Source organism: Erysipelothrix aquatica, assembly GCF_009828775.2.
GTDB lineage: Bacteria > Bacillota_I > Bacilli_A > Erysipelotrichales > Erysipelotrichaceae > Erysipelothrix > Erysipelothrix aquatica.
Map to the genome: position 1 here is coordinate 1 of NZ_WTSY02000023.1, position 21,936 is coordinate 21,936.

Consider the following 21,936-nt stretch of genomic DNA (forward strand, 5'->3'; position numbering starts at 1 on the left):
ATCTTGATGACATTGCCTTTAAAATCAACTCAATGCCTCGCAAAATGTTTGACTTTAAAACTGCTTATGAGATAGAATTTTTAAAAATGAATAGTGGTGCGGTTGAGATTTGATAAAAGAAAAAGTAGCCGAGGCTACTTTTTATTTGGTGTAAAATGGTTTCGTAATGTTTGCAATGGCTTGTCCGAGTTCAGAATTACGCGGATACAAATCTACCGGGAGTGGAGCGTTGATGTCAGCCAAGAGCGTTTCAGCAATCTCTCGTAACGCAGTCTCTTCCTCAACACCATCGATAATAACTACAAATTCGCTACGTCTACCGGTTTGAAGGATTCCAAATGATGCCGCTGTAATATCACCATAAGCATCCAGTCGATCTTTTAACGTGAAGATAACCATGAGTGCAGTGTTATCGGCTGGTTTAATCGAAACATCTGGATTTTCATCGAAAATAAGTTCGAGCATTGAGCTGTCCAGTGAAATTGCTTCATGCATGGGATTAATTACAATTTCATAACCTGGTTTTAACGTGAGGTCACGTAGAAATTGAACGTGGATGGGCGAATCAATGACACCCATTTCTTCTGCATAGCGATCATTTGAAAAAACAGGAATGATGGTAATACCATCATCGGTTGCGATGGAGAAATCTTGAATTATATAAATATGAGTATCACGCAATGCAGTTTCAAAAGCTGCCTCGGCTTTTTGAGAGTAGTCATTAACTAATTGTTGGAGCGCTGTATCAAGTTGTGTCATATGTTTGTACTTCCTTTTCTATACTATAAAACGGATAATATACAGAAGCGGATATATATATAATTAGGATGGGTAAAAAAAGAAGTCATAAGCAAATATAGATTATGGTCTTTGATACACGCACTTGATTGCACTCACTGGAAGCGTAAAAGCGACAATTTATTTGTGAAATGATGACTGCTATACTTGCAATCATCAAAAAGATAGCATATAATTGATTAGCGATTATCAAGAGTTGAGGTAGAGAGTTAGCTCGTTGACCTCATACCAACCTACACAATGTAAGGTGGTACAGCTAACAACGATGAGCTATCATTATTTAGTAATGAGCCTTAGTGTTGTTGCTAGGACTTTTTTTTATGTCGTTAGAAAAAGAGGCTAGTATTAGAATGGAATACGTATATTTTACATCAGAAAGTGTGACGGATGGTCACCCTGATAAAATCTGTGATCAAATCGCAGATGCAATTTTAGATGCAGCATTGAAAGAAGATGCAAACTCAAAAATGGCAGTTGAGGCTACCATTAAAGATGATTTTATTCTTGTCTATGGTGAGGCAAATACACAAGCAACAGTAGATTATGCTGCAATTGCGAAGCAAGTTCTTGCTGATATCGGGTATAAAGAAACCTACGATGTCTTAGTGAAAGTTAACAAACAGTCATCACAAATCAATCATGCGGTTGTGAGTGATGAAAGCGTCGGTGCTGGTGACCAAGGGATTATGTTTGGATATGCAACGAATGAAACTGAAAACTATATGCCGCTACCAATTGCTTTGGCACATGCGTTATCCCAACGTCTTAGTGACGCTAAAGCAACGATTGATTGGTTACTCCCTGATGGAAAAACACAAGTTACTGTTGCGTACGATGGTAACAAGCCAGTGTATGTCCACACTGTCTTAGTTAGTGCGTCACACCAAGCTGGCATTCCGTTGGAAACAATTCAAGAAACAATCATGAATGATGTTATTTTACCAACAATCGATGCCCACTGGATTACAGATGAAACACGTTTTATTATCAATCCAAGCGGTGAGTTCAGTATTGCCGGACCGTTTAGTGATTCAGGAACGACTGGCCGTAAAATTGTTGTTGACACATACGGTGGTGTTGGTCGCATTGGTGGTGGATGCTTTAGTTCAAAAGACCCGTCAAAAGTTGACCGTTCTGCTGCGTATTTCTCACGTTATGTTGCGAAGTCGGTGGTAGCTGCTGGATTAGCAGATAAAATTGAAATTCAATTAAGTTATGCAATTGGCTTATCTGACCCATTGTCAATTCATATTGATACATTTGGAACAGCGAAACGTCCGGAATCAGAAATTCTAGAAATCATTAATGCAAACTTCGATTTTAAAGTTGGAAATATTATTAAAGAACTTGATTTGTTACGTCCAATATACCGTGAAAGTGCAAACTTTGGCCATTTTGGTCGTGATGGTTTCCCATGGGAAGCAATTAAACCATTAAAATTCTAAAATAAAAAAACGAATCTGGAACGCTCCGTCAATCATAGGTTGAGGAGCATGTTCTGGATTCGTTTTTGTTTACGATTCAGTCCGTATTAATCCAGACTTTTCCATTTGAATCAACCAATCTCGATAGTCTTTAGGGTATGGCATGCTGTATGCAAGTGTCGCGCGCATTTCGAAATTATTGTCGTCATAATACTTATAGGCCGTTACTGCATTCGTTGTTTCCCGTTGGGCTTTTAAATACGCTTGTCCGGGTTTCGTCATACCAAGAATGCGAGTATTTGATGGCAAAATCACATCGGAACGTTTAATACCAAGTAAAATCATCATTAAAGTTCGTTGGATGCGAGATCGCGTGTAGCGCTTTGAGATGCAAGCTTCAATTAGTTCCGTGATGGGAAGGTGAACATTTTTCTTTAAAAGATTCTCGATGCCCTCGTCAACAAGATGAATGGATTGTAACCACGATGTATCGTTTTGAAGTATGATTGCGCGTATTTGCAAATCATAGGCTTCAAGGCGATGCGGTGTGCTGTGATCAAGATCTAAAGGGGTTGTGTGTGCAACTGGTTTGTGGCCATAGTGATTGCGGATTGCAGTTGCGGAGGCAATCTCAGAGTCAATGTCTGTTCCATGATAATTGTTTGTGCGTTGGATTGTCCGCGTAGCGATGCCAAGCATTTCAGCGACACGAATGTATTGAAAACCAAGAATGTCATTAGCGTTGCGTGAGGTTCCCATTTGTCGAGCATAGCTTTGACCTACATCTGGATCATAATGAAATTGTGATTTGATATGCTCTATATTATTGGATTCCGAGCCGAAGACAATGGTGTCAACGCCCATCCGATGTAGAAGCGTCACAGCAGCTTCTGCAAAAAAGTCAGCGCTTTGTAAAACGAATGGTGTTGGGAGTTCAATCACGATATCAACACCATGATTTAACGCACCTTCAGTGCGTTCCCATTTATTAATAAATGCGGGTTCTCCACGCTGGACAAAATTGCCAGACATGACCGCAATTAAAACATCACAATTTGTGATTTCGCGGGCCTTCTTGATATGATAAATGTGGCCATTATGAAGTGGGTTATATTCCACGACAATGCCTGTTACACTATATTTTTTTGTCATAATTGTATTTTATCACATAATGATGAAAATAATGTAAAAAATACGATATTCATAATGTAAGCATGATACAATAGGAACATAAAGAGGTATAAGACATGAGATTACGTAAAAAAGACTGGAGTTCGGAGGTTTTCGAACAATTTTCTGATTATTTAATAAGCGATTTTGAAGCCATTAAAGGCAACTGGAAAGAAACCCTAAAGACCGATAAACTTCATGTGGAAATTGGCGCAGGAAAAGGGGATTACTGGCACCAAATGTCAGCCCTATACCCTGAACGCGGAATAGTTGCAATGGAACGTGATTTTACAGCTAGTTCTATCGCACTCAAAAAGTTAGAAAGTAACCCTGGTGAACGAAAACGTTTCATCTATGGTGATGCCGAAAAACTTTCAGAGATGTTTGGACCAAAAGAGGTTGATGTGGTTCATTTAAACTTCAGTGATCCTTGGAAAAAGAATCGACATGAAAAACGCCGTTTAACGTACAAGACAAAATTAGATGATTACTATGATGTACTCACTGATACTGGAGAAATTTGGATGAAAACAGATAATGTTGGACTCTTCAATTATTCCTTGGTAAGCGTTGGCAGTCACAAATTTGAATTAGTGGATGTCCACGTTGATTTCCGAACAACTGATGATAACGATCCTTTCACGGAATATGAACGTAAGTTCCATGAAATGGGACAACCAATATTTAGAGCAATTTGGAGGAAAAAAGATGTTAAGTAAACAACAATTACAATGGTTCGAATCATTGACACAATTAGATGGTGTTAGTGGACATGAACATCAAGTTGCTGCATACTTGCGCAAAGAATATGAAAAGCTTGGTGTTGATGAGATTATCCAGGATAATCTTGGAAGTATTATGGCAGTACGTAAAAGTAAGAATCCCAATGCCAAACGTGTCATGGTGTTAGGACATATGGATGAAGTCGGATTTCTTGTCAAAGAAGTCACAAAAACAGGTGTTTTAAAGATTCATCCAGTTGGTGGATGGTTTAATCAAACGTTACTCGCACACCGTGTTCGCGTTACAACGCGAAAAGGCGATATTTATCCTGGAACAATCGGTAGCATTCCGCCACATATGTTGAGTCCTGAAGATCGTGCAAAACCGATCGATATTCCACAAATGCTTGTGGATGTTGGGGCAACGGATGCTGACGATATCAAAAACATGGGAATTCAACCTGGGGACATGATTGTTGTTGATGGCGGATTTGAAATTCTTAATGGTGGGAAACGTCTTCTTGCCAAAGCATTTGATAACCGTTATGGCTGTGTCATGGGACTTGATTTACTGGATGCACTCAAAGACCAAGAATTAGACTATGACCTCTATGTTGGTGCAAGTGTTCAAGAAGAAGTTGGACTTCGCGGTGCCCAGACGATTACACAACTCATTAAGCCAGATCTTGCAATTATTCTTGATTGCTCACCAGCAATCGATACAATGGATTCAGAAGCGCTTGGAAAACTGGGAGCTGGAATTCTCTTGCGAATGGCAGATGGTAGCATGATTGCAACCAAAGACCTAATCTATAAACTGCAAGACATTTGTGTTGAACATGATATTAAACATCAATTCTATTATTCACCAGGTGGAACTGATGCAGGTATCGTCCACAAATCAAATGAAGGAATCAAAACAATTACATGTTGTGTGGTTGCTCGCAATATACATACGTCAGGAAGTATTCTTGATACAGATGACTATACTGCAGCAAAAGAAGCGATTGTTCGATTCATGGATAGTAATGTTTGGAGTGATGTGATTGTTTAAACGAATTATCGCGAGTGCCCTAGTGTTAGTTATTCTTGCTGGGTGTAGTTCGCCAAAACCTTATGAAGCGGTTGTTCAGGATGCCTTGTCCAGACCTCTTGTTCAATCACCAAATAAGAACAAACAGTATCTGAAGTATTATGTCTTACCAGATACTGGCGTCAAAGAAACCACACAACTTTCAACCATGATGACTGTGATGTCAGAACCTGTCATGATGACCTTAGATGTATCAGAGATTATCGGACGTAAGTACTATGATTCAGCAGTTCTCGAAACAAAATTGAACGCAGATACCGTTGAGTATACCCAGTCAGGGACCTATTTAGACCGTAATGATGTTGAACGTCAGTTTATCTTTACAGTCTTACCAAGCGGTAACAAGAAAACAATAATCTTAGAAAATGGTATCGTGACCCTCGTTGGAATCGTATCACCATCAAATTTAGCTTATGTAGCCGACTCTATGTTTGTAACAATGCGAAGCACGGAAGTGAATGAAGACGAAGTTGTTGCATACTACTCAAACAAAGAAATCATTGACTACAAAGCCGTTCATGAAAACTTCTTTGATCACAAAGTGCCTGAGGAAGGAAGCCTGATTGAAATCTACAATCAACTTCACCCAGATAATCCGATCGAAGTTCCAAAGACTGAACAACCAGCGGAAACGCCAAAAGAGTAGGGGGAACGATTAAAAATGTTTAAAAAACTAACGTCACTTCTCTTCAAAGAAGAGGAAATTGTGATTGAAGAAGAAATTGAAAAGCATGATAAAAAAGAAGAGGAATCACTTGTCATTCCAAATCTGAAGCCAATGGTCGCAAAACCAAAGGAAACGAAAGTAGAGCCTGCTTCCGCAGTCTCAGCACCTGCGCCGACATTTAAAGACTCAAATAGAGAAGAAACTCACAACAGTATAGATTCTACTCAAGAAACACGTAAATCGATGATGATTGATGTGGATATTGATACGCATCCTGAAGTGAAAGAATCCAAAGTGAAAACCGAGGAAAAAATTGCTGCACGTCGCGAGGTAAAATATCAACGTAAAGAAATTATCAGTCCAATTTTTGGTGGTTCTGATAATGGTGCTGAACCACTTTCGAATGCAAAACCACACTATCAAGATGCAAAATCACGTGCACCTAAAACAAGTGTGATTAGTCCAATGTTTGGACAAATTGAAGTAACAGAACCTGTACATGAACAAATCTCAGAAGATGTCATGGATATGGACGTCACTGAATTATTAGCACCAGAGCGTACAGAGGAAGAAGTCCAAGTATCACTCTATGACTATCTTGAGGAGCTTGATAAGCATGAATCAAAATAAATTATTTTTTGTTGGAATTAAAGGGACCGGAATGGCATCGCTAGCCAAGATTATGCGTAATCTCGATTATGATGTATCAGGTTCAGACATTTCACGTCATTTCTTTACCGAAGATTCACTTCGCGCATTGGAAATCCCAATTTTGGATTTTGATGCAAACAATATTAAAGACGGTATGACCATTATTGTTGGGAATGCGTTTGGTGATGACCACGAAGAAGTGGTTGCAGCGAAGTCAAACGATACAGTGACCGTTTATCGTTATCACGATTATCTCGGTGATTTGGTCACGAAGTTTCGTACTGTTACTGTCAGTGGATCACACGGGAAAACAACGACGACAACACTGTTAAAGGATATGCTTGATTATTCAAAAAATACTGGCTATCTCATTGGTGATGGACGTGGTGATTTATCAAACCAAGATGATTACTTTGCGGTAGAAGCATGCGAGTTCCGTCGTCATTTCTTAGCGTATCGTCCAAAGGTAGCAATCATGACCAATTTTGAAATTGATCATGTAGACTATTTTAAATCTGAAAAGGATTACCTGTCGGCGTATGAAGAATTTGCTGAAAATGTCGAAGAACTTATTATTGTATGGGGTGATGATCCCCATTATCGTGATTTAAATTTCAAAGATAAAACTGTATGGACCTATGGATTTTCAGACTCCAATAACCTTCAAGCCCGAAATATAGAACGAACAACAACCCATAGTATTTTCGATGTCTATCATAATGATGTCTTCGTAAAGCGTTTTGATTTACCACTTGTGGGTGATCATATGATTCTTAATGCGTTAGCAGTAATTGGTGTAGGTCTTTATGAAGGAATTACTGTAGATGCCATTGAAAAGGGCATTCAGAATTTCAAAGGCGCGAAACGCCGATTTGTAATTGAAGAAGGCAAAGAAAACATTTATATCGATGATTATGCACATCACCCAACTGAAATAAAAGTTACGTTGGAGGCTGCACATACACGTTACCCAGACCGTCGCTTGGTTGCGATCTTTAAACCACACAGAACAGGTCGGGTTTACTACTTTGCTGACGCATTTGCCGATGCTCTTAACTTAGCGGATCATGTTGCGTTGATGCCATTTACAAGTATTGATGACCAAGAAGAAGGTATCGATATTGATATAACATACCTTCAAGATCGAATCAAAGGAAGCATCGTTGTTGATGAAGGATCAGAAGAATCGCTCGATCAACTTCAGAAATACGGTCCTGCTGTTTATGTATTTATGAGCAGTAAAGATATTTATGATTTCAAAGATGCATTGAAACGCCGTTTCAATGATTGAAACATTTTTCATAAAGACGTATAATAATAACTATAAGAGGTGAAAAGATGGATAAATTACTATTGAGTTTACACGACGTATCACTTGTACTATTACCAACAATTGGTGTGGTTTGCCTAGTCCTTCTTGCGATGATTCTCTATCGAGTCTATAAAATCGTACAAGAACTTCCAAAGACAGTCACAAAAATCGATGGGGTAATAGATGCTACACAAAGATCAGTAGACAAATTGGATGCACCACTTACTACCTTAAACAATGTTTCGAATACAGTAGATCTTGTGAATGATTCTGCTGTAGGATTTGCAAGTAAGGCAGTTAATATGTCAATTAAGCATTCTGATGCAATCGTAGAATGGTTCCGAAACAACCAACAACAACGAACCCATCGAAAAGAAGAAAAAGAAGTACGAAAAGAAGCACGAGAACATGCAGAAGCAGAAGCCCGAAAAGCTGAAGAGAAAGTAGAGGATTTTGGAATTTATGACTAAATATGATGATATACTCAACGAACTTGTTTATAAAATAGACGATGTGGTGTACGATTTCTATAGTAAAAGTAATGAACTCATTGCAACCAAAGCCAATCAAGATCGCCTCTTCACATTCCGTGATAAAACAATCAATACCATCAATGATATGAATGTTCGTTCACTGGAGATGATTTCTGGATTTAGAAGTGAAAGTCTTGTTCGCGAACGTACTGAAAATCTTTATGACAAGAATATTCAACTTATTCAATCAGCGTATGATGTCATTGAAGCATCACCAAACAAAAGTGAATTCTTAGAAGATGTTCAAAATTTTGCAAGTGGTGTCTATACACAAGCCAAAGATATGGTGAAACGTGTTGAAGATTCTGGTGCAATCGATCGCATTACTGATTCTGCACAAGTGGGGTTCAAAAAAGTACAAGATAGTTGGGATGAATTTGCAACAAATCCAACTGTTGTTAAGAATGTAGAAACACTTAAAGAAAAAACGAAAGAAGCTGTAGATTACGGTGCTAAAGTCATCCAAGATACATCTAAATTCGTTGCTGATAAAGTGTCTGAAACAAAAGAAAAACCATCAGATCCATCCTCAATTTACGTATCATCAACTGATGAACTACGCGATGTCATTGAAGATGTGACTGAACACACAACTGAACAGAAGGATGATAATTAATATGAAACGCGTCACTATATACGACGTAGCAAAAGAAGCGGGAGTATCCCTTGCTACAGTTTCACGAGTTATAAACGGACTTGAAATTGTTCGTGAAGAAACACGTGTTAAAGTCGAATCCGCTATTGATAAGCTTGGTTACAAACCAAATGCTATCGCCCAAGGTTTAGCACTTCAAAAAACAACAACAATTGCGTTACTTGTTCCAGAAGCGAGCTTTGCATATACTGGCCAAATCATTAACGGTTTGATCGATGTAGCGAAAATTTACAAGTATAGCATTATGTTACACACGATGACAGAAGGAATTGTTGATATCAAAGATGTTATCGATGATGTTATCAAGTCACGAGTTGACGGTGTTATTATTTATAACGACAAATTAATGGATACTGAATTGGAAGAGTTAAGTAAATATCAATTCCCAATCGTTATTATTGGAAATAAGATGTCAGACAAACAAATTTCATCAGTATATGTTGATATTGAAAAAGCAGTTTATGAACTTACAATGAATCAACTTGCGAAGAACAAAGACCGTAAAGTTGGTATTATTCAAGACCGTAAAAACGACTTTACAACCAATCAAATGATTCAAGGTGTACGTCGTGCATACGCTGAAATGGGACGCGATACAGAAGGATATATCGAAATTCCATCTGAATACCGTCGTTCGTATGATTATTTCTTAGATCACATCGAGGATATGGAATACGACTTCTTAATTGCTAACCGTGACTCACAAGCCATCTCAGCCATGAATGCTGCGCATGAACGTGGAATGTCAATTCCAGATGATTTAGAAATTGTCTGCTTAATTGACTCGAAGTACAATTCAATGGTACGTCCTCGTCTCTCAAGCTTTGCGATTCCAGCATATGACTTGGGTGCGGTATCGATGCGTGTCCTTACCAAAATGCTTAATGACGATGAGGTAGAAGATAAAGAAATCGAACTCAGTTACCTTTATACACCACGTCAATCAACACGAAACTAAAGAGAGCAATCTCTTTTTTTCTTACCTTCACAAATACTTAATATTTTAATGAAACGTATGAATAATGTGATTTATATAGAAAATTAAATATTTGTGTTTATCTATTGACAGAAACTACCTAAAGAGGTAATATTATACATGGTCAGAGATGGCCAATCGTTTATCGACAAATAATCTTTACCCCCCCACCCAAGATATTTGTTCGATAGACAACTTCATTGAAAGGCGCAGCAGCGTCTTTTTTATTTTAGGGGGTTACAAAATGTTACTACATGAATTTTATGACACATTATATCCAAACACTGGATTTACATCCATTCGCAAGACTACCCGAGCTATCGTGCTGAACGAGCACAATGAGGTCGCAATGATGCATATTAAAGGAAATGATATCTTCGGGCCACGTGATCATTATGAGACGCCAGGGGGTGGCGTAGAAGGCTCAGAGACTCTTGTTGAAGCAATAAAGCGTGAAGTCCTTGAAGAGGTTGGCTATGAGTGCGAGATTGAGTCGTATTTAGGTTCAGTTATTAATCGTTACAATTTACTGGAAGTGATTACCATGCATCATTTCTTTGTCGTTCGAATTACAAAAAAAGCATCGACTGCGTGGACCGATGCTGAGAAGGAATGGTTTGATGGTGTGGTTTGGAAAACGCCTGAGTCATGGCGAGAGATTCTAAATGAACCACGAGAAATGGTTAATGAATTAGTCCATGACCGGGAGCGTTTCATTATTGACTATTACTTAAATCAATTAAATAAGTAACGGGACTCAATGGTGTCTCGTATTCAAGAACTTCGTATGGCTTGTTCAAAGCTTCTACGAAGTTTTTTACTGCAAGATATTCGTCATATCCGCCGTCATGTTTGAGGTAGCAGGATACGACGATAAACTTATCGACATAAGGAAGAATGCGATGTAAAGAAGCAATTGTAGTTAGTGCAGTTGTAATGATTTCTTTGTTACTTGACGGTAAAAATCCGAGATTGTAAATTGCTCCGGTTATAGGCGCGAGTAGAGCGTAGTCTACAAGGTCGTGACTCTGGTTTAGGTAAGTAATGTTGTGATACTCTTTAGTGCGCTCTTGGGCGCTTCTGATAGCTTCTGCTTGGATATCGATTGCCGTGACATGTTTTGCGTGCTGGGCTAAGAATAAAGTGTCGTGACCGTTGCCAGCCGTCATATCAACAACATTGCTCGTTTCATCAAGAAACTTCTGCATGAAAAGATGGGCGAGTTGTTTGTGGTTCATAAGTATCGTCCTTTCAAAAAAGAACCCTCATTTACTGAGGGTTTTGTAATCTAATAATAACAACATCTGGATTTGTAAACAATCTAAATTCTGGTTTGCTTGTGCCTACACCAGAACTTTGAATCATAATTGTTTCATCATATTGTTTGCGTTTTTCATTGTACTTACTGGATGGGAATAGGGCTCCAATGAGTGGTAGTCTAATTTTTCCATTCATAGATTTCCCAGTAATCATGACATCCATGGTCTGATCTCGTAAACTGTCGTAGACATCCGGATTATGTGCAACGGTAATTACAAAGCCACCATCAACAACGGTTGGATAGGTAATACTTGCATTTGTGTTCAAGCCAACGAGTTGAATCGATTCATTCGTTTGGTTATGAATTGGCGTTACACTGTTGTCGAGAATGCGAAACCCAGAAGTTTGAAGGGTTTGACGTGCTGTGTCGTTTGAACTTGGAATATCGCCACTTCCAAGAACCGCATATTTTCCAAGTTTGTCTGGAATACTTGTGAGTAAGTCACGAATAGCAACTTCATCACTTGCGGTTGTTGTTTCGTCGAATAAGTTACCAGAGAAGACAACGATATCCGGTTGATATATTTTTAAATGATCAACAGCTTTATTTAAGTTTGAGATATTTCCATTCACATCCGAAATAACACCAATTGATGCATTATGGAATGAGGGTGGAACCTTTTCGGATACTACAGTTTCGAAGCGAAGCGATACCCGACTTAATGAAAACAAAGTCATTTCTAAATAAACTCCAACAAGTAATGAAAATATAATCAGTAAGGAAATTATTTGTCTTTTCTTACGCTTCATGAGTTTCTACTGAAGATTCAGGTTGCTTTACAACGTCAGTCTTCGTCGGTTGTTTTGCTTTCGCTTGAGCGGGTTTCTTTACTTGTTGATTGGGATTCTTCTTAGGCTTTGGTTGTTGTTTCGCTGGACTGTTTTGTTTTTGGTCCTTTGATTCAGCTTTGGGTTTATTGTTTTGACCTTGCTTGTTTTGTTTTGGCTTTTGAGTTTTCCCTTGTTTTTGCTTGGCATTTTTCTGTGGCGCTGATGCATCCACAGTTTGCCTTTGGTTTAAGATAACAGGAATTACAAGCGGGTTACGTTGTGTGTGTTTGTACAAGAATGGTTCTAAAGAACCACGAATTGTATTTTTAATTTCACCAAATGTAACTTTCTTTTGCATACGTTTTTTGAGTGCTTCGTACACAACTTGTTCAGCTTCTTTGAGAAGTGTTTGATTTTCTTTAATAAAGACGAAACCACGACTTACAATACTTGGTTTAGCCAATATCTTGTTTTGTCGGGAATCAATCGTAACCACGACACTTACCAATCCACTGTCAGATAAGATTTTACGGTCTTTAATAACTGCAGTAGAAAGTCCACTGGAGTCGTTACCGTCAACGTAGATGTCATCCGCTTGAATACGAACGTCTGTTTGGAAGACTTCGCCACTTCGAATTGCGAGTACATCACCGTTAGAACAGATAAAGATGTTTTCAGGTTTAACACCTGTTTCGATAGCTGTTTCTTTGTGTGTTTTTAACATTTTGTATTCCCCATGCATTGGCATGAAGTATTTTGGTTTGATCAGTTGTAACATCAAGGTCTGCTCATCTTTGGAGGCATGCCCTGTAGTATGAAGTGAATTGAGTGGTGAATTAGTAAGGACGTTTGCTCCAGCACGACTGAGGCGGTTGACGACTTGTGACACACTCGGTCCATTTCCAGGAATTGGACTTGATGAGAAGATCACAGTATCTCCAGGAATAATGCTTACTTGTCGGTGTGTTCCGTTTGCGATACGGCTAAGCGCAGCAAGAGGCTCACCTTGAGATCCTGTACAGAGTACTAGAACTTTATCAGCAGGCAATTTATTGAGTTGGTTAGCATTGATAAAGTTTTTATCAGATGCTTTAATATGACCTAGTTTTCGAGCAATCGTGATGACGTTTTCCATGCTTCGTCCAAATACGGCGATTTTTCGATCTTGTGCGATTGCCGCTTCAATGATTTGTTGGACGCGGTAAACGTTGGAAGCAAAGGTAGCAATGATAATACGACCTTCTACCTTTTTAAAGATGCGATTAATCTCTTTCGCAACATCTCGTTCACTAATTGAGAATCCACTAACTTGAGCATTGGTCGAATCACTCATAAGAAGTGTGACACCGATTTCTCCCATGTAAGACATAATTTGATAATCCGGGTTTTCACCAACAGGTGTTAAGTCGAACTTAAAGTCACCGGTTGATACGATTCTTCCGTTTGGTGTATTTACAAGAACACCTAAAGCATCAGGAATCGAGTGAACGACATTAAAGAAGCCAATTACAAAGTGTTTTGTTGTAACTTTTGATTCAGAACTAATTTCTTGAATTTTATGCTTTGTTTTAATCTTGCGTTCTTCAAGTTTACGTTCGATTTGTGCTTTCGCAAAACGTGGCGCGTAAATCATTGGAATGGTTACGCGTTGTAGAAGAAATGGAATTCCTCCGATGTGGTCTTCGTGACCGTGAGTAATGATTAATGCTTTGATTTTGTGTTGGTTTTTTACAAGATGTGAAAAGTCGGGGATGACATAGTCAACGCCAAGCAAATCGTCCTCTGGGAACATGACACCGGCATCAATGATGATAATCTCATCATCGTGCTCAATGACATACATATTTTTACCAACTTCGCCTAAACCACCTAAAGCATATACAAGGGTATCGGTTTTGCGAATTGAATTGTTATTTTCTGCCATAATAGCTCCTATTCTATAATTTTGAGTTTATCATCGTGTGCCCATGGATCTTGTTTATTGATATGATCGTAGAATAACACACCGTTTAAATGATCAATTTCATGTTGTAAAACAATTGCCAGGAAATCTTTTGCGACAATTGTAACGTTTTCGCCTCTTAAATAATCATACGCTTCAACTTTGATGCGTTGACTTCTAGGTACGAGGCCTTCATATACTTTTTGAATGGATAGACATCCTTCACCATAAGATAATGCTGCTTGACGAACCGCATGGGAAACAATCCGTGGATTGATTAACGCATACTCGATTTCAAAGTAATTGCCATCTTTATCTTCATCTTCGATGACAATGACTGTCATTTGCTTTGAGATACCAATTTGAGGTGCCGCAATACCATTTGCTGGTTGTAGATTATACTTTTCTGCAAGTTCATCGACGCGTGAATCACGCACATATTTCAACATTGATTCGATCGTTTCAATATCCTCTGATTGCAAAGGAAAAGATACCGGTTTTGCTTTTTGACGCAAAACGGGATTTGGGTCTTGGACAATTGTGTCCATATTTATTTTATGCATATTAAAAATTCCTCTATTCAAAATATGAGTTCTTTATGATTGTTTGACATAAACTCGTTAGGTATAGTTTAGCGTATTTTTAACATTTTTGAAAGGCTTTCGCATATTTTTCAAGGAAGTTATGCTATGATAATCGTATGAAAAAGAACAGATTCTCACTTAAAATGCCTGCGGGCTATAACCGTGCGATTCATGCAGCTGTCTTAATTCTAAATCTCTTTGGGGTTTTAATGGTTATTTCAGCAAGTATGTCCACGGATGCAACAAACGGTTCCTTATTATTCGCGGGTGCGAAGGAACTGGGTTTTGTCGTAATCTCTTATGTATTAATGATTTTTACAGCTCGTAATTTTTCATTTAAATTTGTAACAAAGTATCAACGGATAATAAGTCTTTGTGTGATTGCAGTCTTGTTATCAGTCCTTGTCTTTCCGCCTGTTAATGGGGCACGCGCATGGCTTCGTTTTGGACCAATTACGATTCAACCGGCTGAGTTTGCAAAGATTTGGGTCATTATCCTTGTCGCAATTAACCTTGGAGACAAACAACGCCATCGGGTGGCGAAGACATGGGATTTAGTCAAAGAACCCCTAATCTTCATTCTCATTTTCAGTGTGATTATTATTGCACTTCAAAGAGACCTAGGGTCTGCGGTTGTGCTTCTCGGTGTTGGTTATATGTGTTTCTTGGTACCCTCAAATCGAAAACTGGATAAGTTCCAAAAATATATGACGATTTTCCTCTTGGTAGGTATCGTCTTGGTGGTGTTTTTAGGGACCGAAACGGGTTTACATTTGGTTGAAAGTATTCTTAACAAAATTGGAGCACATGACTATATGCTTGGACGCTTTAAATCATCAGCCGATCCTTTGGGAGAGCGATATGGTGATTCATACCAATTATTTATGAGTCTTGTCGCAATGATTCAAGGGCTGGACGCAGGTCTTTTTGGAAAAGGGTATGGAAACAGTCTCAACAAATTAGGATACTTACCAGAAGCACATACTGACTTTGTGCTCGCGATTGTCGTTGAAGAACTTGGAATCTTAGGAATTCTTGTGGTATTGGTGGGTTACGGTGTGATTCTCTACAACACCTTTAAGTATGCATTGTATGTGAAACTCGAGCGCGATAAAGTTATTTTGGTCGGAGTCGCGTCTTATCTCATGATTCACTTTGTCTTTAATGTCGGAGGTGTCACGGGCCTCGTGCCGCTGACAGGGGTTCCGTTACTCTTTGTTTCGGCTGGTGGGTCAAGCAAAATGGCCATTATGATTGCAATTGGTTTGGTTCAACATGTCATCAGTAATTACAATGTTGAGCAAAAAGTATTAGCGCAAAAGAAACGAATGGAGCAACAAAGTTTATGAGAATCGTAGCAGGAACACACGGATCTCGTGTCCTTAAGACTTTGCCAGGACAGACGACACGACCAACAACAGATAAAGTAAGAGGTGCCATTTTCAGTAAGATTGGACCATACTTTGATGGTGGTACATTTCTTGATGTATTTGGTGGTAGTGGTGCCATGGCATTGGAGGCAATAAGTCGAGGGATGCATGCTGCAACAATTATTGAAAAAGATAGTCGTGCACTCAAAGTTATTCAAGACAATGTTAAGACACTGAATGTGACACCACAAGTATCAGTACAAAAGGGAGATTCCCTGACAGTAACAAAGCGATTATCGGGAACGTTCGATGTAATCTTTATGGATCCGCCATATGCTTACTCCGAATTACCAAGTGTTTTCCAAAATTTGATTGATGGCAATCTATTGCATCCAGATAGTATCGTAATCGTTGAAATGGATAGTCGCGCAGATTTAATGGATCAAATTGGCGATTGGCACTGTTATGACACGAAATCGTATGGCATTTCAAAAGTAAAGTTCTATGAACATGCACCACAATAATGTGGTGTTTTTATCAAAAGAAGTATGGAAAATTGCAAATAAACCATGATTTTATGTTTTTAAGGTATGTAAAATCATGGGATTGAACACTGTGAGCATTCTTTTAAGACAATAAGTATGATAAAATGACATTATTGTTAGTTGCGAATCAACTAAGATAACATATAATGTACAAAGACTGGAAACGGGTACCATGGAAAAATATATATTAAAAGTTCGCGAAGATGGATCAGAAATTACCCTTCGTGACGTACAAATGAAAACATTAGAAATACTTTTAGAATTTGACCGTATTTGTAAGAAACATAATCTTGAATACGCATTAGGGTACGGAACGGCACTGGGCGCGGTCCGTCATAAAGGGTTTATTCCTTGGGATGATGATGTGGATGTTATGATGACTTACGATACATATCACAAATTATTGGAAATATTACCAGATGAAATTCAAGAACCTTACTATTATCACTGCCTGGAAAAAGATGATGCATACAATGTCTTAATTCCTGAAATGAAATTCCGTATGGGCGGAACGTATGTTAAAGAACAAAACTCATTACTGATGAATAAATGTGAAGGTGATGGGCTATTTATTGACGTATTTGCAGTAGATAAGGTATCGGAAAGTAAATTTAAATACTTGTCAAGCCTTTGTTTTTCGATTGCATGTATGCCAATGTTTGTCTTCTTGGATAATATTGGAATCCAAGCAGCGCCACTTAAACGATGGTTCAACAATCGTGCGAAACGTTATGCTGCGAAACATAAAAATTCGAAATATACAGCTCTTAATCTAACATGGACATTCTTTCCAAAATTAGAAGATCAGCGCGTGCCAAATGAAGTCATGTGGCCAACGATAGATATGGAATTTGAAGGACATATGTTACCAATGCCTCCTGGATACCACGAGTATTTAGTATCGCTATTTGGGGAGTCCTACATGCAATTTCCTCCAGAAAAACAACAGAAACCGAAACATATTGATGATATAGAAATTTAGTGAGATGGTAGCGATGAATAAAAAGATTACAGGATTAACGTATCACGAAGTTGATCAGCAAGTCAGTCGCGGGAATGTCAATGTTATACCAAAAACAAAGTCTAAATCGAATGCTCAAATAATAATGGGCCATACCTTTAACTTGTTTAACTTGTATAACGTTGTGATTGCTGCTGCACTGGTATTTGTTGGTGAGTATTTAAGTGTTTTCTTTCTTAACGTCATTATTATGAATATTGCGATTCGATCTTTTCAAGAAATACGGTCAAAGCGCATCGTTGAGAATTTGAATATATTAATTGCTCAAGATACAAAGGTAATACGTGAAGGCAATATCGAAAATATACCAAGTGAAGCACTTGTTTTAGGTGATGTGGTTCTTTATCGCGTGGGAGACCAAGTTTCTGCGGATGCAGTTGTCATTGAAGGAACTGCTGAGATGAATGAATCCAACTTAACTGGAGAATCAGTCCCTGTTATGAAAAATAGTGGAGAAGTACTTCTGTCTGGAAGTTTTGTAACAAGTGGAACCGTATATGCCCGTACAACACACGTTGGACTCGATAGTTTTGCCCAAAAAATAACGAATGAAGCACGTAATTATACGCCTATTGAGTCAGAACTCATGGAGACATTTTTACGTATTACGAGATGGTGTACACGAATTGTATTGCCAATTGGGATTATTCTCGTTATTCAAGCGATGGTATTCCGTCATCAAGGTTTGCGAATGACTGTACTATCGACATCAACAGTTCTTCTTGGATTGTTGCCAAAGGGTCTTATTCTATTAACAAGTTTATCATTTGGTGTTTCTGTTTTTAGACTTGCTCAAAAACGAACCCTAGTACAAGAAATTTATAGTATTGAAGTGTTATCCAAAGTAGATGTGCTGTGTATCGATAAAACGGGAACACTAACAGCTGGAGAAATGACAGTTCAAGATGTTATTTATTTAGAAGACCAAACGAAAGCATTACCAATGATCAGTACCTATGTTGGCAATTCAACGGATTCTGATTCTACAACATTAGCGATGAAATCGTTCTTCTCGGGTGAATGTGACATTCATCCGGTTCATGTCTCACCATTCTCATCCGCTCGTAAATGGGGTTCGATGACATATGAAGGTCATGGGACAGTATTCCTTGGTGCACCTGAATTTCTAATCGATAACTATGAATTACCAGAACAAGCAATTCAGTATCAAAGTGAGGGTGCGCGGGTTTTACTCGTTGCGCGAACACCTGAAGAATTGCATGACATTATTCGCCCTGATAATTTAATTCCGACAGCATTGATTGCGATTGCAGACCCTGTTCGTTTGGATGTGTATGACTCATTGGATTTCTTCAAAAACAATGAAGTTAACGTTAAAGTTATTTCTGGCGACAATATTAATACGCTTATGGCGGTTGCTACGAAAACAGGAATTCAAAATGGCGATAAAGCAATTGATGTAAGTCAAATTGAATCTGATACCGAACTTGAAGCAGCTGTACTTAATTACAATGTCATCGGACGCGCTTCACCATATCAAAAACAAAAAATGGTTAAAATGCTGCAACAAAATGGCCAACGTGTTGCCATGGTTGGTGATGGCGTGAATGATGTCTTAGCACTTCGTTCTGCGGACTGTTCGATAGCCATGGGTGCTGGATCAAGCGCAGCACGTCAAGCTGCGCAAATTATCTTGTTGGATAACGAATTTACAACAATGGTAGACGTTGTTATGGAAGGTCGTTTAGTCACCAATAATATATCCAGATCGGCATCGATGTATTACCTTGGAACTTTACTAACATTCTTATTAGCTCTTGTGGCAGTGTTTATGAATACACCTTATCCATTCACACCGCTTCAAGTCTCAATCATGAGTATGTTTGTCGAAGGGATGCCATCATCGTTCGTAACCTTTGAATCAAACTATGCGAAACCGAAAGAGGCTATTATCCCAAGTATTATGAAAAATATCTTTCCGAATGCTGCAGCAACTGCCGTCGTATTCGTGTTGATTCTATTCCAACCGATGCATTTACCAGTTCGTCAGACAATGATGTATTTTGTAACGATATTCTTATCACTAGTCATGGTTGTGAAGCTATTCCAACCAATGAATTGGAAACGAATTGGTGTGATTTTCTTATCAGCAACAAGTTTGATTACGGTTTGTTATTTCTTGTATAAACCAATGCATCTTGCACGTTTGAATTCACACGAAACAGTCTTAACTGTAATGTTTGCATTTATTGGTCTTGCGACTCTATTTGTACTAACTAAAATAATTGATCGAATCGTGAATCGATATGCATCTTCAAGCAATGTAAAATAAGACACAACTAAGTGTCTTTTTTATTGTGTTTACAAGTGTAAATATAAGTGATAAAATATTAAAAAGTAAAAGGACCTTAATAAATATGATTATGGAATCAACTTTAACGTGTCCGCAATGCGGCTTTAAAAGTACCGAAATTATGCCGGAGGATAAGTGTCATTTCTTTTATAAATGCAGTCAATGTGAAACTGTTATTAAAGCACAACCCGGTGATTGCTGTGTATTTTGTTCTTATGGAACAGTGAAATGTCCATCCATGCAATAGAAAATGAAAGAACCCAAACGGTTCTTTTTTTTTTTAGTTAAAGAAGTTTATGAAATAATAGTAGACGTCAAAAAATGTCCGATACTATTGTTATACTTTAAATAGGTGATAAAGATGGAATTTTACAAGAAAGACATTGAAGTTGTTTCAATCATAAAAAAAGACGGTACCTATGTTCCGCTAAGTATATCAACGGGAAATAACCAATATGATATTGATCGTATTGTTGAAGTGCGGCAGGCCAACTCCCAAGTCGGAGGGTCTGGTTTGATGTATCGTATTATAATTCAAGACCATGAGCGTCGAATATTTGTAAAACAAAACCGTTGGTGGATTGAAAGCACTAAACCATAGGAGGAGAAATCAGTGATGGAAAAAGAACGAATTATTTTTCATATTGACATAAATCATTGTTTCGCACAAATTGAAGAGATGTTGAATCCAAAGCTTCGTGACGTTCCTATGTGTGTCGGAGGGGATGAGGAAACTCGAAGTGGGATTGTCCTTGCACGAAATCTGAAAGCGAAGGAATTTGGCGTAAAAACAGCTGAAACACTTCGCGATGCATATCGAAAATGTCCTCAATTAATTGTTGTTCCTGCGCAATACCAAGAATATATTTACTATACGACGAAAGTTAAAGAAATCTATAAAAGATACACGAATCTTGTGGAATCCTATGGTTTGGATGAAGCATGGATTGACGTTACCGATTCATACCATTTATTTGGCAAACCGTATGACTTGGCGTATGAAATGCAGCGACGAGTTTTGGATGAATATGGATTAACGGTTTCAGTTGGCGTGAGTTGGAATAAAGTTTTTGCGAAACTAGGGAGTGATCTTATAAAACCTTCGGGGATGGTGATAATCACAAAATATAACTACAAGGAGATTGTCTGGCCATTACCTGTTGGCGATTTACTCTTTATTGGAAATAAAACTATACCAAAGCTTCATGAAATTGGAATTTATACCATCCGAGATTTAGCTCAGACACAGCGTGATGTGTTGTATCAACGTTTTGGTTTAAAAGGGCTAGAGATGTGGCACTATGCAAATGGTGACGATACTGGAACGGTTGAGATGAATGGATATGTTGCGCCGCCGAAAAGTATTGGGAATAGCACGACACCACCCCACGACATTAACTCCCTACGTGAAGCTGAAATTATCTTGCAACGCCTTTGTGAGAGTGTGGCATCGCGCCTTCGTGATGAAAAAATGAAAGGACTTGTCATTGCGATTGCACCAAGAGACGTAAATTTGAGGAGTTTTACACGCCAACGTAAAGTCATGCAACCAACTAATGTCTCGTCTGAAATACTGCGTATTGCCATGGACTTGTTGGAGGAGAATTATGATTTTTCAGTTTTACCTTTACGCTCAATTGGTGTCTATGTGAGCAAGCTGGTTGATGATACGTCAATTCCACAACAAATAAACTTGTTTGAAACAGTGGATAGTGATGCAACGCGATCCTTGACAGTGGATAAGACGATTGACGCTTTGCGGGATAAATTTGGCTTTCATGTTGTGAAACGCGCATCGTCGCTTCTTAATAAAGATATCGAGAATTTTGATGCTAAAAACAGCAATTCTGTCTTTCCGGGAAGAAAAAAAGATTACAACTTAGACACTGATAATTTACAGAACAATATCCTTCGCAAAAAAGATAAGTATGATCAAAAAAGCCGTGTAGATTTTATCAGAGGGAAAGGGGAGTATTAAAAACTTCAATGCGCTAAAGAGCTGGGTAAAAAAAACAGAAAATCACGGATTGAAGATGTGGTTTTCTGTTTTTCTTTTTTATAGTTTATA

Annotated in this window: 23 protein-coding genes and 1 pseudogene; 18 read left to right on the plus strand and 6 right to left on the minus strand. The window is 38.4% G+C overall.

The window, feature by feature from the left end:
• Positions 1–113: pseudogene (locus GVV20_RS07140) on the plus strand (IS30 family transposase); the annotation flags it as partial.
• 28 nt (positions 114–141) lie between these two features.
• On the opposite strand, the gene GVV20_RS07145 reads toward GVV20_RS07140, so the two are convergent.
• Positions 142–759 (minus strand): hypothetical protein, encoded by a 618-nt coding sequence (locus GVV20_RS07145; RefSeq protein ID WP_159741546.1) that lies wholly within the window; start codon positions 757–759, stop codon positions 142–144.
• Positions 760–1,148: 389 nt separating this feature from the next.
• Here GVV20_RS07145 and metK point away from each other — a divergent pair, with 389 nt between their 5' ends.
• Positions 1,149–2,243, plus strand: a complete 1,095-nt coding sequence (gene metK / locus GVV20_RS07150; RefSeq protein ID WP_159741547.1) for a methionine adenosyltransferase — start codon at positions 1,149–1,151, stop codon at positions 2,241–2,243.
• Positions 2,244–2,312: 69 nt separating this feature from the next.
• On the opposite strand, the gene GVV20_RS07155 is transcribed toward metK, so the two are convergent.
• Positions 2,313–3,374: a tRNA(Met) cytidine acetate ligase gene (locus GVV20_RS07155; RefSeq protein WP_159741548.1), complete on the minus strand. Its 1,062-nt coding sequence runs from the start codon at positions 3,372–3,374 to the stop codon at positions 2,313–2,315.
• A 95-nt stretch (positions 3,375–3,469) separates the two neighbouring features.
• Between GVV20_RS07155 and trmB the strand changes: the two genes are divergently transcribed.
• The 9 genes from trmB (at position 3,470) to GVV20_RS07200 (ending at position 10,752) form a co-directional block, all read left to right on the plus strand.
• Positions 3,470–4,111: a tRNA (guanosine(46)-N7)-methyltransferase TrmB gene (gene trmB, locus GVV20_RS07160; protein WP_159637895.1), complete on the plus strand. Its 642-nt coding sequence runs from the start codon at positions 3,470–3,472 to the stop codon at positions 4,109–4,111.
• Positions 4,101–5,168, plus strand: a complete 1,068-nt coding sequence (locus GVV20_RS07165) for a M42 family metallopeptidase (RefSeq protein WP_159741549.1) — start codon at positions 4,101–4,103, stop codon at positions 5,166–5,168. Before trmB ends, GVV20_RS07165 begins: the two co-directional genes overlap by 11 nt.
• Positions 5,161–5,853, plus strand: a complete 693-nt coding sequence (locus GVV20_RS07170; protein WP_159637891.1) for a hypothetical protein — start codon at positions 5,161–5,163, stop codon at positions 5,851–5,853. The genes GVV20_RS07165 and GVV20_RS07170 overlap by 8 nt, the downstream gene beginning before the upstream one ends.
• 15 nt (positions 5,854–5,868) lie before the next feature.
• Positions 5,869–6,504, plus strand: a complete 636-nt coding sequence (locus GVV20_RS07175; protein WP_159812848.1) for a hypothetical protein — start codon at positions 5,869–5,871, stop codon at positions 6,502–6,504.
• Complete coding sequence (murC, locus tag GVV20_RS07180) at positions 6,491–7,816, plus strand: UDP-N-acetylmuramate--L-alanine ligase (RefSeq protein ID WP_159741590.1); 1,326 nt, start codon at positions 6,491–6,493, stop codon at positions 7,814–7,816. The genes GVV20_RS07175 and murC overlap by 14 nt, the downstream gene beginning before the upstream one ends.
• 47 nt (positions 7,817–7,863) lie before the next feature.
• The gene (locus GVV20_RS07185; RefSeq protein WP_159741591.1) at positions 7,864–8,307 is read left to right on the plus strand and encodes a hypothetical protein; all 444 of its coding nucleotides are present in this window, start codon (positions 7,864–7,866) and stop codon (positions 8,305–8,307) included.
• Positions 8,300–8,986, plus strand: coding sequence for a hypothetical protein (locus GVV20_RS07190; RefSeq protein WP_159741592.1), 687 nt, complete (start codon positions 8,300–8,302; stop codon positions 8,984–8,986). Before GVV20_RS07185 ends, GVV20_RS07190 begins: the two co-directional genes overlap by 8 nt.
• Position 8,987: 1 nt before the next feature.
• On the plus strand, positions 8,988–9,983 hold the full coding sequence (locus GVV20_RS07195) for a LacI family DNA-binding transcriptional regulator (RefSeq protein ID WP_159648242.1): 996 nt from the start codon (positions 8,988–8,990) through the stop codon (positions 9,981–9,983).
• A 262-nt stretch (positions 9,984–10,245) separates the two neighbouring features.
• Positions 10,246–10,752, plus strand: coding sequence for an NUDIX domain-containing protein (locus GVV20_RS07200; protein ID WP_159741593.1), 507 nt, complete (start codon positions 10,246–10,248; stop codon positions 10,750–10,752).
• On the opposite strand, the gene mnmM is transcribed toward GVV20_RS07200, so the two are convergent.
• From mnmM to def, 4 genes are read right to left on the minus strand one after another with little or no spacing between them, the layout of a single operon-like run.
• Positions 10,718–11,245 carry a tRNA 5-(aminomethyl)-2-thiouridylate-methyltransferase MnmM gene (mnmM, locus tag GVV20_RS07205; protein ID WP_268891085.1) on the minus strand — a complete coding sequence of 176 codons (528 nt, stop codon included), beginning with the start codon at positions 11,243–11,245 and terminating at the stop codon, positions 10,718–10,720. The genes GVV20_RS07200 and mnmM overlap by 35 nt on opposite strands.
• Positions 11,246–11,270: 25 nt before the next feature.
• Positions 11,271–12,071 carry a metallophosphoesterase gene (locus GVV20_RS07210; protein WP_159812850.1) on the minus strand — a complete coding sequence of 267 codons (801 nt, stop codon included), beginning with the start codon at positions 12,069–12,071 and terminating at the stop codon, positions 11,271–11,273.
• The gene (gene rnjA, locus GVV20_RS07215; RefSeq protein ID WP_159812852.1) at positions 12,061–14,016 is read right to left on the minus strand and encodes a ribonuclease J1; all 1,956 of its coding nucleotides are present in this window, start codon (positions 14,014–14,016) and stop codon (positions 12,061–12,063) included. The genes GVV20_RS07210 and rnjA overlap by 11 nt, the downstream gene beginning before the upstream one ends.
• A gap of 8 nt (positions 14,017–14,024) precedes the next feature.
• Entirely contained in the window at positions 14,025–14,597 is a 573-nt protein-coding gene (gene def / locus GVV20_RS07220) for a peptide deformylase (protein WP_159648247.1), read from the minus strand.
• Positions 14,598–14,734: 137 nt separating this feature from the next.
• On the opposite strand from def, the gene GVV20_RS07225 reads away from it, so the two are divergent.
• The 7 genes from GVV20_RS07225 (at position 14,735) to GVV20_RS07250 (ending at position 21,846) form a co-directional block, all read left to right on the plus strand.
• Complete coding sequence (locus tag GVV20_RS07225; protein ID WP_159741637.1) at positions 14,735–15,967, plus strand: FtsW/RodA/SpoVE family cell cycle protein; 1,233 nt, start codon at positions 14,735–14,737, stop codon at positions 15,965–15,967.
• Complete coding sequence (gene rsmD, locus GVV20_RS07230) at positions 15,964–16,512, plus strand: 16S rRNA (guanine(966)-N(2))-methyltransferase RsmD (protein ID WP_159741636.1); 549 nt, start codon at positions 15,964–15,966, stop codon at positions 16,510–16,512. Before GVV20_RS07225 ends, rsmD begins: the two co-directional genes overlap by 4 nt.
• A gap of 193 nt (positions 16,513–16,705) precedes the next feature.
• On the plus strand, positions 16,706–17,515 hold the full coding sequence (locus GVV20_RS07235) for a LicD family protein (RefSeq protein ID WP_159812854.1): 810 nt from the start codon (positions 16,706–16,708) through the stop codon (positions 17,513–17,515).
• A gap of 13 nt (positions 17,516–17,528) precedes the next feature.
• The gene (locus GVV20_RS07240) at positions 17,529–19,847 is read left to right on the plus strand and encodes an HAD-IC family P-type ATPase (protein WP_159741286.1); all 2,319 of its coding nucleotides are present in this window, start codon (positions 17,529–17,531) and stop codon (positions 19,845–19,847) included.
• A 91-nt stretch (positions 19,848–19,938) separates the two neighbouring features.
• Positions 19,939–20,115 carry a GDCCVxC domain-containing (seleno)protein gene (locus GVV20_RS10630; RefSeq protein WP_489752626.1) on the plus strand — a complete coding sequence of 59 codons (177 nt, stop codon included), beginning with the start codon at positions 19,939–19,941 and terminating at the stop codon, positions 20,113–20,115.
• Between the two features lie 114 nt (positions 20,116–20,229).
• Positions 20,230–20,469: a hypothetical protein gene (locus GVV20_RS07245; RefSeq protein WP_159741285.1), complete on the plus strand. Its 240-nt coding sequence runs from the start codon at positions 20,230–20,232 to the stop codon at positions 20,467–20,469.
• Positions 20,470–20,484: 15 nt separating this feature from the next.
• Positions 20,485–21,846 carry a DNA polymerase Y family protein gene (locus tag GVV20_RS07250; protein ID WP_159741284.1) on the plus strand — a complete coding sequence of 454 codons (1,362 nt, stop codon included), beginning with the start codon at positions 20,485–20,487 and terminating at the stop codon, positions 21,844–21,846.
• The last annotated feature ends 90 nt before the right edge of the window (positions 21,847–21,936 follow it).